General features: G+C 73.3%; 13 protein-coding genes. 12 read left to right on the top strand and 1 reads right to left on the bottom strand.

Translation table 11 applies throughout. The annotated features are described in order from the left end of the window. The first annotated feature begins 117 nt into the window (after positions 1 to 117). From galE to JS756_RS19700, 6 genes are all read left to right on the top strand, one after another. Positions 118 to 1,089 (top strand): UDP-glucose 4-epimerase GalE, encoded by a 972-nt coding sequence (gene galE / locus JS756_RS19725; protein ID WP_205384554.1) that lies wholly within the window; start codon positions 118 to 120, stop codon positions 1,087 to 1,089. Positions 1,090 to 1,719: 630 nt separating this feature from the next. Beyond that, positions 1,720 to 2,871, top strand: coding sequence for a glutamate 5-kinase (gene proB / locus JS756_RS19720; protein ID WP_307790804.1), 1,152 nt, complete (start codon positions 1,720 to 1,722; stop codon positions 2,869 to 2,871). Positions 2,872 to 3,029: 158 nt separating this feature from the next. After that, positions 3,030 to 3,527: a DUF8830 family protein gene (locus JS756_RS19715; RefSeq protein WP_205384552.1), complete on the top strand. Its 498-nt coding sequence runs from the start codon at positions 3,030 to 3,032 to the stop codon at positions 3,525 to 3,527. A 61-nt stretch (positions 3,528 to 3,588) separates the two neighbouring features. Next, positions 3,589 to 4,875: a glutamate-5-semialdehyde dehydrogenase gene (locus JS756_RS19710; RefSeq protein ID WP_205384444.1), complete on the top strand. Its 1,287-nt coding sequence runs from the start codon at positions 3,589 to 3,591 to the stop codon at positions 4,873 to 4,875. Between the two features lie 137 nt (positions 4,876 to 5,012). Further along, positions 5,013 to 5,600 carry an SCO2584 family spore wall biosynthesis protein gene (locus JS756_RS19705; RefSeq protein ID WP_498063051.1) on the top strand — a complete coding sequence of 196 codons (588 nt, stop codon included), beginning with the start codon at positions 5,013 to 5,015 and terminating at the stop codon, positions 5,598 to 5,600. Between the two features lie 101 nt (positions 5,601 to 5,701). After that, positions 5,702 to 6,772, top strand: a complete 1,071-nt coding sequence (locus JS756_RS19700) for an SCO2583 family membrane protein (RefSeq protein ID WP_205384442.1) — start codon at positions 5,702 to 5,704, stop codon at positions 6,770 to 6,772. A gap of 256 nt (positions 6,773 to 7,028) precedes the next feature. Here JS756_RS19700 and JS756_RS19695 read toward each other — a convergent pair whose 3' ends face one another. Next, entirely contained in the window at positions 7,029 to 8,156 is a 1,128-nt protein-coding gene (locus tag JS756_RS19695; protein ID WP_205384441.1) for a M48 family metallopeptidase, read from the bottom strand. A gap of 115 nt (positions 8,157 to 8,271) precedes the next feature. Between JS756_RS19695 and JS756_RS19690 the strand changes: the two genes are divergently transcribed. The 6 genes from JS756_RS19690 (at position 8,272) to JS756_RS19665 (ending at position 12,703) form a co-directional block, all read left to right on the top strand. Continuing rightward, the gene (locus tag JS756_RS19690; protein ID WP_205384440.1) at positions 8,272 to 8,433 is read left to right on the top strand and encodes a hypothetical protein; all 162 of its coding nucleotides are present in this window, start codon (positions 8,272 to 8,274) and stop codon (positions 8,431 to 8,433) included. A 141-nt stretch (positions 8,434 to 8,574) separates the two neighbouring features. Further along, on the top strand, positions 8,575 to 8,739 hold the full coding sequence (locus JS756_RS19685; RefSeq protein ID WP_205384439.1) for a hypothetical protein: 165 nt from the start codon (positions 8,575 to 8,577) through the stop codon (positions 8,737 to 8,739). Between the two features lie 82 nt (positions 8,740 to 8,821). Then, on the top strand, positions 8,822 to 9,550 hold the full coding sequence (gene nadD / locus JS756_RS19680; RefSeq protein ID WP_205384438.1) for a nicotinate-nucleotide adenylyltransferase: 729 nt from the start codon (positions 8,822 to 8,824) through the stop codon (positions 9,548 to 9,550). A 17-nt stretch (positions 9,551 to 9,567) separates the two neighbouring features. After that, positions 9,568 to 11,421, top strand: a complete 1,854-nt coding sequence (locus JS756_RS19675; protein ID WP_205384437.1) for an LCP family protein — start codon at positions 9,568 to 9,570, stop codon at positions 11,419 to 11,421. 167 nt (positions 11,422 to 11,588) lie between these two features. Continuing rightward, positions 11,589 to 12,035, top strand: coding sequence for a ribosome silencing factor (rsfS, locus tag JS756_RS19670; protein ID WP_205384436.1), 447 nt, complete (start codon positions 11,589 to 11,591; stop codon positions 12,033 to 12,035). Next, positions 12,032 to 12,703: a histidine phosphatase family protein gene (locus tag JS756_RS19665; protein ID WP_438817331.1), complete on the top strand. Its 672-nt coding sequence runs from the start codon at positions 12,032 to 12,034 to the stop codon at positions 12,701 to 12,703. Before rsfS ends, JS756_RS19665 begins: the two co-directional genes overlap by 4 nt. Positions 12,704 to 12,816 lie beyond the last annotated feature (113 nt).

The following is a 12,816-nucleotide window of genomic DNA, read 5'->3' as shown; positions in this document are numbered from 1 at the left end:
CCCACCCGTCCGCCATTTGCCGCTTCTTACCGCCTTGTGTGCCGAATGTCTGATTCGATTTTCCGGTGTGCAGGGGCGAGTCTGCATCCGATGACCGTCGACGGAGGAGACGTGCGGATGAGCTGGCTGGTCACGGGCGGGGCCGGATACATCGGGGCACATGTGGTGCGCGCGCTGATCGGAGGAGGTCAGAGCGTCGTCGTCTACGACGACCTGTCGACCGGCAGCGCCGACCGCGTGCCCGCCGGCGTGCCGCTGGTCGTCGGCAGCGTGCTGGACGCGGCCCTGCTGGAGCGGGCGATCCGCGACCACGCCGTGGCCGGTGTCGTGCACATCGCGGCCAAGAAGCAGGTGGGGGAGTCGGTGGAGCGTCCGCTCCACTACTACCGGGAGAACGTCACCGGCCTGCAGACGCTGCTGGAGGCCATGGCGGCCACCGGCGTCGACCGGCTCGTCTTCTCCTCCTCCGCGGCCGTCTACGGCATGCCCGACGTGGACCTCGTCACCGAGGAGACCCCCTGCGCGCCGATGAGCCCGTACGGGGAGACCAAGCTGGTGGGCGAATGGCTCATCAACGCCGCCGCACGGGCGGGTGGTCTGCGCGCGGCCAGCCTGCGTTACTTCAACGTCGCCGGTGCGGCCGGTCCCGAGCTCGCCGACACGGGCGTGTTCAACCTCGTCCCGATGGTCTTCGAGCGCCTGGAGGCAGGCGAGGCGCCGCGCATCTTCGGCGACGACTACAGTACGCCGGACGGCACCTGCGTACGGGACTACATTCACGTCCAGGACATCGCCTCCGCGCACCTGGCCGCGGCCCTCCGCCTGGCCGACGCCGAGCCGGGCATCGCTCTCACCCTCAATGTCGGCCGCGGCGAGGGCAGTTCGGTCCGCGAGATGGTCGACCACATCCTCAAGGCCACCGGCCGCACGGACGTCGCCCCGGTGGTGACGGGACGCAGGCCCGGCGACCCGGCGCGGGTGGTGGCCTCCGCCGACCGCATCCACCGGGAACTGGGCTGGTCGGCCCGCCACGGTCTCGACGACATGATCGACTCGGCCTGGCAGGGCTGGCGGCACCACCACGCCTGAGCCCCGACCGCGGGGGCGCTGCACCACCGCGCCCCCGTCCGTCCGGCGTGAGGCTCGGCGGTGCGGTGCGGTGCGGTGCGGTGAGGGAGGGGCGATCCGGCGCGCGGGGCCGTCGGCCCCGTGGCGGCAGGCGCCCGCGCGCGGACCGGCTCCCGGGCCGGCGCCCGGCCCCGTCGCGCCGACCAGGGAGGGGCGATCCGGCACGCGGGAGCGGCACGGCGTCCCCGCGCGCAGGACGGGGCGGCACCCGTGAGAACCGGTCGCCGCGGAGACGAGCGGGGACACGGCGGAAGCGGAACGCGCGCACGAGGCGGAAGCGCCGCGCGGAAGAACGGGCGGCGCGTGGGAGGCCGGGGAACGCGCCCCCGGACCGGCGTCGGCACCGGAGCCGGGGCGGTCGTGGCCAGGCGCCGGCCAGGTGGGCGAGCCGGCCACCGGGGACCGTCGCGGCCCACCGGTGCCCGCCCGACGGACTGCGTCGGCGTCCACCGCGGCCCGGTGGCCGGCGCGGCGCCCGCGCCGCGTCCCGCCCACCCACTGAAACCGGAGCGCGGCCCCGGCCCCGCTTCGCGTAGATTGCCGCTCAGGGCATCGGCCCGCAGCAGCGTGCGTGAAGGGGATGGACCGCAGGTGTCAGCGGCAAGGCAGGACGGCGTCGTGGCGGCCGGGCGACAGGTCGCTCAGGCCCACCGGATCGTCGTCAAGATCGGCTCGTCCTCCCTGACCACCGCGGCCGGCGGACTCGACGCGGACCGTGTCGACGCTCTCGTCGACGTCCTCGCCAAGACCCGCAGCGGCGGCGAGAAGGAGATCGTCCTGGTGTCCTCCGGCGCCATCGCCGCCGGTCTCGCCCCCCTCGGCCTGCAGCGCCGGCCCAAGGACCTCGCCCGGCAGCAGGCCGCCGCCAGCGTCGGTCAGGGCCTGCTCGTCGCCCGCTACACCGCCTCCCTCGCCCGCTACGGTGTCCGTGTCGGGCAGGTGCTGCTGACCAGCGACGACATGAGCCGGCGCGCGCACCACCGCAACGCCTCCCGGACCCTGGACAAGCTCCTGGCCATGGGCGCCCTGCCGGTCGTCAACGAGAACGACACCGTCGCCACCGACGAGATCCGCTTCGGCGACAACGACCGGCTCGCCGCTCTCGTCGCCCATCTGGTCAGGGCGGACCTGCTGGTCCTGCTGTCGGACGTCGACGGCGTGTACGACGGCGACCCCAGCAGGCCGGGTACCTCGCGGATCGCCGAGGTGCGCGGCCCCGCCGACCTCTCCGGCGTGGAGATCGGCAGCGCGGGCAAGGCCGGCGTCGGCACCGGTGGCATGGTCACCAAGGTCGAGGCCGCCCGCATCGCCGCCGCGGCGGGCATCCCCGTCGTCCTCACCAGCGCGGTCCACGCCGCCGTCGCGCTCCAGGGCGGCGACACCGGCACCTACTTCCACCCCACGGGCAAGCGCTCCGCCGACCGCCTGCTGTGGCTCCAGCACGCCTCCACCCCGCAGGGCTCCCTCACCCTGGACGACGGCGCGGTCCGCGCGGTCGTCGAGCGGCGCACCTCCCTGCTGCCGGCGGGCATCGCCGCCGTCGAGGGCGATTTCAGCGCGGGCGACCCCGTGGAGCTGCGGGACGGCGCGGGGCACGCGGTGGCGCGCGGGCTCGTCAACTTCGACGCCAAGGAGATCCCCCGGCTGCTCGGCCGTTCGACCCGGGAACTGGCCCGCGAGCTCGGCCCGGCGTACGAACGCGAGGTCGTACACAGGGACGACCTGGTCCTCCTCCACCCGTAAACGGTGTCGAAACCCTCGGTCCCGGTGGGGGACGTTCCGTAAAACCGCCCCGCGAAGCCGTACGGCCTGCTCAACTGTGTCCCAGGGGATGTGCCCGCGACGCGCATTCCGTACGAGCAGTGGGCGAGGACCGGGCGAAGGAGGCAGTCGTGGCCGTCGTGAGACGAGTACGCCCTGGGGCTGCGGCGTCCCGCGGTGGCGCGAACGGAGGCGCGGGCGGCCCGCGGGGCCCCCGTACCGACGGTGAGGAGCGCTCCCTGGCCAGTGTCCCCGCCCCGGGGATCGGAAGCGGTGGCGGCAGGGACCCCGTCGACCTGCCGCGGCTGTGGCACGTCACCCTCAGCGTCTCCGGCCGGGAGGTACCGCTGACGGAGGTGCGGCGGGGGCTGGAGCAGCTCGCCCATGACCACCCCTTCCTACTGACCAGCCGCTACGCCGGCGACCACGCGGAGATCCGCTACTGGGAGGAGGCCCGCGACCTGCACGACGCCGCCGCCGTCGCACTGCGCCTGTGGGGCGAGCACCGCCGCACCGCCGGACTGCCGCCCTGGGAGATCGTCGGCCTGGAGGTCATCGACCGCGAGACGTACCACCAGCGCGTGGCCGAGGGCTACGGCCCGCCACCGGCGGTCCCTGTCGGAGTTCACCCCTTTTGAGAATGTCTCGGGGTGTGGAACACGCGGCGGCCGGCGCCGCCCGGCGCACTACCCTTCCCCCATGACCACGCTCTCGCCGTACGACTCCATGTCCCCGGTCACCCAGGCCGCCTACCGGGCCAAGGCCGCCGCCGCGACGCTCGCCCCGCTGCCGCGGGCCGAGAAGGACGACGCACTGCTCGCCATCGCCGACGCGCTGGAGGTCCGCACGAGTGAGATCGTGGAGGCCAACGCCCTGGACCTGGCCAAGGCCCGCGAGAGCGGCATGAGCGACGGCATGATCGACCGGCTCACCCTCACCCCGGAACGGGTCCGCGCCATCGCCGCCGACGTGCGCCACGTGGCCGCCCTGCCCGACCCGGTCGGCGAGGTCGTCCGCGGCTCCACCCTCCCCAACGGCATCGACCTGCGCCAGGTCCGCGTCCCGCTGGGCGTCGTCGGCATCATCTACGAGGGCCGCCCCAACGTCACCGTCGACGCCGCCGCCCTCTGCCTGAAGTCCGGCAACGCCGTCCTGCTGCGCGGCTCCTCCTCGGCCTACCGCTCGAACACCGCCCTGGTGCGCGTGCTGCGCGACGCCGTCGGCGGGGCGGGGCTGCCCGCCGACGCCGTCCAGCTGGTGCCGGGCGAGAGCCGCGAGAGCGTGCGCGAGCTGATGCGCGCCCGCGGCCTGGTCGACGTACTGATCCCACGCGGCGGCGCCTCGCTGATCAACGCCGTCGTCCAGGAGTCCGTCGTCCCGGTCATCGAGACCGGCACCGGCAACTGCCACGTCTACGTCGACGCGCAGGCCGACATCGACATGGCCGTCGAGATCCTGATCAACTCCAAGGCGCAGCGCGTCGGTGTCTGCAACGCCGCCGAGACCCTCCTGGTCCACCAGGACATCGCCGCCGAGTTCCTGCCCCGCGCCCTGGACGCCCTGGCCGACGCCGGTGTCACCGTTCACGCCGACGAGCGCGTCATGGCCCACGCCAAGGCCTCCCGGGCGACCGTGGTGGAGGCCACGCCGGAGGACTGGGAGACGGAGTACCTGTCGTACGACATCGCCGCGGCCGTCGTCGACTCCCTCGACCGGGCCGTGGAGCACATCCGGCTGTGGACCTCCGGTCACACCGAGGCCATCGTCACCACCTCGCAGGCGGCGGCCCGCCGGTTCACCCAGCTGGTGGACTCCACCACCGTGGCCGTGAACGCCTCGACCCGGTTCACCGACGGCGGCCAGTTCGGCTTCGGCGCCGAGATCGGCATCTCCACGCAGAAGCTGCACGCCCGCGGCCCCATGGGCCTCCCCGAGCTCACCAGCACCAAGTACATCGTCACCGGTGACGGGCACGTGCGCCCCTGAGACCCCCGTCCGGCGGGCGCATATGCGACCGGCATGCGCCCCCGGGCCGGGCGCGCGCCGCTCGAAAGCCGTCTCACCCGGCGGATGAATTTCCATACCGTCTGCCCAAATTGACCCCCCAGGTCTACTCTGGTTCCGTGCCGGAGGACGTGGGGGGCACGCCGTTTCGCGACGGCTGGGAGCCCGACGACGACCACGACCGCGGGGTGTCGGACGAAGAGTTCGCCTCCGTGGTCTTCGACGAGGCCTTCGTGCGGGCGGCCACGGTGCATGAGCCGACCGCCGTCGAACGCCTCCTGGCCGCCGCCCGGGCGAGAGCGGAGGCCTCCGAGTTCGAGGCCCGTCGCGCCCGCCGCCGCGGCGAGCGCCACGACGGCCCAGGCCCGGACGGATACCGGGGGCCCGGCGGGGGTCCCGACCTGGGCGCCCCGGACGACGTCGACGACGCCTACGCCTTCGACGACCACCACGACACCCGGCGGCCCTACGGCCGGCAGGCCCGCTGGCACCGCCCCGTCGCCTGGGTCCTCGCCCTCGTGATGGGTGTCGGCATGGTCGCGCTGGCCTTCACCGCGGTCTACCGGGGCGCCTCCTCGGGAGGCAGCCGCGACCAGGTCCCGCCGCCGCCCGCCTCGACCGGGCTGGACGGGGCCGGTGAGGTGGCGCCCTCGGCTTCCGCGGACTACTCGCAGCCCGCCGTCTCCGCGGTCCCCCGCACCCCCTGACACCCGGACCTCCCGACGCCCGCGCCCGCTGTTGAGGACCTGTCAGAACTTGTCGTGTACCTGGGCGTTTATCGGGGCTTGCGGAGACCTACCCTGAAGATATGGGCGGGCCTGGAGAGCCACCCGAGGGGACACCCGAGGGAGCCCCCGGTGGTGGTGAGGACGAGTACCGATCCGTCGTCTTCGACGAGTCGTTCGTCCGCGCTGCCCGACTCCAGGAGTACTCCGCCCGGGAGCGGATGGCCGAGCACACCCCCGCCGTGCGCCGCCGCCCGCCGCTGCACCGCGGCCTGTCCCGGCAGGTGCTGGGCCTGGTCCTGCTGATCGCCGTCGCCTTCAGCACCGCCGTCTACATGGGCATACGGCACCCGTACGCGTCCTCCGAGGCGCGGCGGCCCCCGGAGCCCCTGCGCATGACCGTCGTCCCGCTCGCCCCCGAGGGCCGGGTGCCCGGCGCCGCCGACGCCGAGTACCTGTACGCGCACAGCCCCGCCGCCCAGTTCCGGATCGGCGCCGAGGGCATCCCGCTGCCGGCCTCGCGGCGCACCGCGCACTTCTCCGAGAGCCAGGTCGTGGCCGCCCTGACCACCGCCAAGGACTACCTGGTCCGCTCCTCCCTCTATCCCGAGGTGCTCACCGGAGAGCAGATCCGCCCCGTGCGCGTCCTGGTCGATCCCGGCCAACTCAGCCAGTTCGACGAGAGCTTCGACCACCCGACCGCCGACGGCCGGCACGAGCCCACCGGATGGCTGGTCCGTTTCGCCTCCTCAGAGGCCCGGCTCGCCGATGCCAAGATCCGCGTCCAGGGCACCCTCCAGGCCGCCGAGACCGACGCCACCACCTTGGAGGTCACCGCAGACCACACCTTCGTCTACGCCCTGAGCCCGGCCGGCTCCGGCGCGGGTGGTCAGATCTCCCTGTTCACCGTCCGCCGCCAGGTGCAGTTCCGCTTCGACCGCGAGGACCTGCGCCTGCACCAGGCCCAGCTGGTCGCCTCCTCCGCGCAGGCCGGCCCGTTGTCCTGCTCCGGGGACACCGTCGGGGAGCTGCACCCGCTGCTCGCCGGGCAGACCGCGAAGAGCGGCGGCCCGGCCGGCACCGACCCCTACGCCACGGGCAGCGCGACGGCCCTGTGCGGCTCCATGGCGGCGGGCGCGCAGCCGCGGCTGTGAGCGGCCGGTCACCGGCGAGCCGCCGGAGCGAGGCTCCTGGGCCGCCGGCCGTCGTCCGCCTGATGTCCGCCGTCCGCGACGCGCCACCGTCCACCGGTCGCCCGAGGCATGCGGCCGCTCTCCGGTCGCCCGAGTCACGCCACCGTCCGGGAGGCTCCCCGGGGTGCGCCGCGGACCGCCCGCAGCGGTCGCCCGGGGGGCGCCGCCGGCCGCTGACGGCCGGGCGGAGGCGCCGCCTGCCGCCTGCGGCGGCGCATCAGTCCTCGTCCTCGTCCCGGGGGTCCCCCGCGGGGCGGTCCTTCGTCGTCGCGCCGCCGGTGCCCTGCGCCTCCTGGCCGCCCGGTCCCGCGAACCCGGCGAAGCCGCGCCGGACCCGGCCGCCCAGGTCGCCCGCCCCGCCCGCGAGGTCGGTGACCAGCTTCATCAGGGGGTCCTTCGACGACTTGACGTGGCCGGCGTAGTGCGCCGCCGACTCACGGAAGGAGTCGGAGACCGAGGTGTCCTTGTCCTCGTCGCGCCGCGGGTAGTGGCCGTCCATGATCCGCTGGTAGTCCCGCGACGCAGCCCACTTCTTCAGCTCGGCCGCCCGCACGGCCGTGAACGGATGCGAGCGCGGCAGCACATTGAGGATCTTCAGCACGGAGTCGCGCAGGTCGCCCCCGGCCTCGTACTCCTCGGCCTGCTGGAGGAACGCGTCCACGTTCATCTCGTGCAGGTGGTTGCCGCCCGCGATCTTCATCAAGCCGCGCATCGAAGCCGTCAGGTCCTGCCCCACCAGCAGGCCCGCCCGGTCGGCGGACAGCTCCGACTTGCGGAACCACTCCCGCAGCGCCGTGACGATCGCCATGATCGCCAGATTGCCCAGCGGGATCCAGGCGACCCGGACGGCCAGGCTGGTCAGGAACAGCAGGATCGTCCGGTAGACCGCGTGGCCGGACAGGGCGTGCCCCACCTCGTGGCCGATCACCGCCCGCATCTCCTCCTCGTCGAGCAGCTCGACGAGCCCGGTGGTCACCACGATGATCGGCTCGTCCAGGCCGATGCACATCGCGTTCGGCTGCGGGTCCTGGTTGACGTACATCGGGGGGACCTTCTCCAGGTCCAGGATGTAACAGGCGTCTCGCAGCATGTCGTTGAGGTGGGCGAACTGCTGGTCCGACACGCGCACCGAGTCGGACAGGAACAGCAGCCGAAGGCTCCGCTCGGGCAGCAGTCCGCTGAGCGCCTTGAAGACGGTGTCGAACCCGCTCAGCTTGCGCAGGGCCACCAGGGCGGAGCGGTCCGCCGGGTGCTCGTAGGCACGCGAGGAGATCCCCGGGAAGCGCCTGCGCTGCCTGCTCGGCACGTTCGCGTGCTCGTCGTACCGGTGGCCGTCTTCGGACATGTGGTCCCCCATGTGCGTCGATGTGGCCGTCCTTTGGCCCTGTGCGCCCCCGAGGCAGAGCCCAGCCTAGGTGGAGTTACCGTGGACGGGCACCACAGCGAAGGAGTCCCCTGCCATGGAGTACCCCCCTGCCGCCGCCTGGCTCGCCGAGGCAGCGGGTACCGCTCCGCACGAGGGCTCGGGGTACCTGCTCCGGGTCATCCTGATCGTGATGGTCGTCGGGTGTGTCCTGACCGGGTGGTTCCTGCTCCGGGGCTACAGCCGGAAGGACGACTGAGGCGCCCGGAAAGTTCCCCCGGGACCCGGTGCGGCCGAGCCGCGGCTCCCATTGGCGGAGTCGGCGTGATCGCCGAGGAGGCGCCCGCTTACGATGGGCCGACGTCTTTGTCCCGCCCACACCGGATAGGTCCTGCCGAAGATGAGCTTCCACAGCGCCGCTGCCCAGTTGGTCACCCTCGCCGCCGAGGGCGAGGAGCACGGCGGCAACCACGAGAGCCTGAGCCCCTACGTCACCGGCGGCAGCGCCCTCGTCATCCTGCTGCTGCTGCTGTGGGTCACCACCCGCTTCAACCGCGACCGCTGAGCCCTGCCCGGCAGACCCTCCCGGCCGGCGCCGGTCGACTGGCGGCGGAGGCTCTCGGACCGGGCCGGTAGGGTCTGCACGCATGGGAGAGCAGGACATGCCTACCGGTCCGGCGCACGACACGGTGCGTGATCCGGTCGACACGGAGCACCGCGCGGCCGACGCGGTGCGCACGGGTGCGCCCCGGCCCGCGCCCGACCCGGGAGCCGGCCCGTCGAACCCGGGCAAGCGCCGCCTGGGCGTCATGGGCGGCACGTTCGACCCGATCCACCACGGCCACCTGGTGGCGGCCAGCGAGGTCGCCGCGCAGTTCCACCTGGACGAGGTCGTCTTCGTCCCGACCGGCCAGCCGTGGCAGAAGACCCACCGCAAGGTCTCCCCGGCCGAGGACCGCTACCTGATGACGGTCATCGCCACCGCCGAGAACCCGCAGTTCTCCGTGAGCCGCATCGACCTCGACCGCGGCGGTCCGACGTACACCGTCGACACCCTGCGCGACCTGCGCGTCCTCAATCCCGACACCGACCTGTTCTTCATCACCGGTGCCGACGCGCTCGGCCAGATCCTCACCTGGCGCGACACCGAGGAACTGTTCTCCCTGGCACACTTCATCGGCGTCACCCGGCCCGGCCACCACCTCGACGACCCCGGGCTCCCCGAGGGCGGAGTCTCCCTCGTCGAGGTCCCCGCCCTCGCCATCTCCTCCACCGACTGCCGTGCGCGAGTCGCCAAAGGCGACCCCATCTGGTATCTGGTGCCGGACGGAGTCGTGCGCTACATCGCCAAACGCCGGCTGTACCGCGGCGAGTGAGCCGAGAGGGGCTACCGGTGAACGACCGATACGACGCGGGTCACGGGGGCGACCAGTACGAGCTCGTCGGTTACGACGAGTACGGGCAGCCGGTCTACCGGCAGGTGTCGCAGCAGGCGCCCCACCCGGCGTACGACCCTCACGCACAGCAGGGCTACGGCTACGACCCGTACGCGACCGGTCAGCAGCCGCCGGTGCCTCCGTACGACCCCTACGGCACCGGACGGCAGCAGCAGCCCACCGGACCCGACGCCTACGGCTCGCCGCAGCACGCGCCCTCCGGCTACGACCCCTACGGAACGCCCCCGCAGACCGCCCCCGGCTACGACCCGTACGGCACCCCCCAGCACCCCGCCGCGGGGCACCAGGGCGCCTATGAGACGGGAACGCACCCCGCCGGGCGTCAGGGCGTCTATGAGACGGGCCGGCAGCCCGCGGTGGGGCACGACCCCTACGGCATGCCCCGGCAGGCCGCCGGCGGGTCCGACCCCTACGGGCGTTCCCCGGCCGGTGGGCAGCAGTCCCGGGTCGCCGAGCAGACCGCCCACATCCCGCAGCAGGCCGGCCCCGCCGAGCAGGAGGCGTCCGAAGGGTCCGCCGAACGGGAGTACCACACCGAGCAGTTCGCCTTCGTCGAGGAGCCCGACCGGGACTCCGAGGACGTCATCGACTGGCTGAAGTTCACCGAGAACCGCACCGAGCGCCGCGAGGAGGCCCGCCGCCGCGCCCGCAGCCGCATGATCGCCCTCCTGGTCGTCCTCGCCCTGGTCGCCGTCGGCGGCGTCGGTTACCTCTGGTACGCCGGGAAGCTGCCCGGCCTGTCGGACTCCGCGGCCGAGTCCGGCGGCACGACCGCCGCGGGCGCCCAGAAACGCGACGTGATCGTCGTCCACCTGCACGACACCAAGAAGGGCGGCACGGCCACCGCGCTGCTCGTGGACAACACCACCACCCGGCAGGGCACCACCGTCCTGCTGCCCAACGCCCTCGCCCTGACCTCCGAGGACGGCACCACCACGACCCTGGCGAAGTCCGTCGACGGCGACGGCTCCTCCGGCACCCGCGAGGCGCTCGACGGCGTTCTCGGCACCGACATCCAGGGCACCTGGCGTCTGGACACCCCCTACCTGCAGAACCTCGTCGACCTCGTCGGCAACATCGAGGTCGACGCGGACACCGACGTCCCCGACCCGGACGCCAAGAAGAAGGGCGCGCCCCCCGTCGTCCGCAAGGGCGCCGACCGGACCCTCAGTGGCAAGACGGCCGTCGCCTACGCCACCTACCGCGCCTCCGGCGAGTCCCAGAACGCCCAGCTGCAGCGCTTCGGCCAGGTCATGCAAGGGGTGCTGCGCAAGCTGTCGTCCGACCCGCAGGCCGCGACGGTCACCGTGCAGACCCTGGCGCAGATCCTCGACCCCTCCCTCACCGACAAGGACCTCGGCACCTTCCTCGCCGAACTGGCCGATCTCGCCAAGGGCGGCGACTACAAGACCGCCCTGCTGCCGGTCCAGGACGACGGCACCCTGAGCGCGAAGGCGTCCGACAGCGTCGTCAAGGACGTCCTCGGCGGCACCGCCAAGAGCCCCGACCAGGGCAGCGCCGTCCGCGTCTCCGTGCGCAACGCCAGCGGCGCGACGGGCAACACCGACAAGGCCCGCGTCGTCCTGCTCAACGGCGGCTTCACCTTCCTGGACGCGGGCACCGGCACCGCCCGGACGTCCTCCACGGTCACCTACGCCGACGCCGCCGACAAGGACGGAGCCACCGAGGTCGCCAAGACCCTCGGCCTGCCGACCGGGGCGGTCGTCCAGGGCAAGGTCTCCGGGAACGCCGACGTCTCGGTGGTCCTCGGCCAGGACTACAAGCCCTGACCGCCGCCGTCCCCCGGGCGCCGCCCCGGGGGACGGCGGCGGTGCCGCGGCGGCCCGGTCCCGGTGACGGAGCGTGGCCGCCCGGCGTGATCCCGTTATCGCGTGGGGTGCCGGCGGCGGTCCGTGAGACCCTGGACGGCAAGTGACCGCCGACGGAAAGCCCTGCAGTGACCGCAACCGACCGTTCCCTCGAGCTGATCGACACCGCCGCACAGGCCGCCGCCGACAAGCTCGCGCACGACATCATCGCCTACGACGTCAGCGACGTGCTGTCGATCACGGACGCCTTCCTGCTGGCCTCCGCGCCCAACGACCGCCAGGTCAAGTCGATCGTCGACGAGATCGAGGAGCGGCTGCTCAAGGAGCGCGGCGCCAAGCCGGTACGCCGCGAGGGCGACCGCGAGGCCCGCTGGGTCCTGCTCGACTATGTCGACATCGTCGTCCACGTCCAGCACAGCGAGGAGCGCGTCTTCTACGCGCTGGAGCGCCTGTGGAAGGACTGCCCCGAGATCGAGCTGCCCGAGGACGCCAAGGCGACCCGCGGAAAGGCCGAGGAGCACGCCGAGCTGCAGGCGGCCGAGGAGGCGGCGGGACCGGGTGGTGAGTGGCGGTGAGCCGCACCGGTGAGGTGAGCGCCGGCCGGCCGGGCCGGGGCCGCCGCGTCATCCTGTGGCGCCACGGCCAGACGTCCTGGAACGTGGAGCGCCGCTTCCAGGGCACGACCGACGTCGAACTCACCGACACGGGCATCGCCCAGGCCCGCCGCGCCGCGCGGCTGCTCGCCTCGCTGCGCCCCGACGCGATCGTCTCCTCGGACCTGCAGCGGGCGGCGAACACCGCTGCCGAACTCGCCGCGCTCACCGGGCTCGACGTCACCCATGACGAGGGTCTGCGGGAGACGTACGCAGGGGTGTGGCAGGGGCTGACCCACGACGAGATCGTCGAACGCCACGGCGACGAGTACGCGGCCTGGAAGCTCGGCGAGCCGGTGCGCCGCGGCGGCGGCGAACTGGAGAGCGAGGTCGCCGAGCGTGCAGCGCCCGTCGTCCTGCGGCATGCCGACAAGCTGCCCGACGACGGCACGCTCGTCGTGGTCAGCCACGGCGGCACCATCCGTACCACCATCGGCCGCCTCCTCGGCCTGGAAGGCCGCCACTGGGAGAGCCTCGGCGGCCTGTCCAACTGCTGCTGGTCCGTCCTCGGCGAGGGCGCCCGCGGCTGGCGCCTGCTGGAGCACAACGCGGGGACGCTGCCGGAGCCGGTGCTCGGCGACGACGACTGACTGCCGCCCGAAGCGGCCGCCGACCCCGGATTTCACTTTCCGGCAGGTGGCAGGCTAGAGTTCTTCTTGTTCGCCCCGCTGGGTGGGGCGGACGAGGCATGCGGTTCCACCGC

Source organism: Streptomyces actuosus (genome assembly GCF_016921115.1).
In the GTDB taxonomy this organism is placed as follows: Bacteria; Actinomycetota; Actinomycetes; order Streptomycetales; family Streptomycetaceae; genus Streptomyces; species Streptomyces actuosus_A.
Note: the sequence above shows the minus strand (reverse complement) of the source record. Positions and strands in the feature narration are given on the sequence as shown.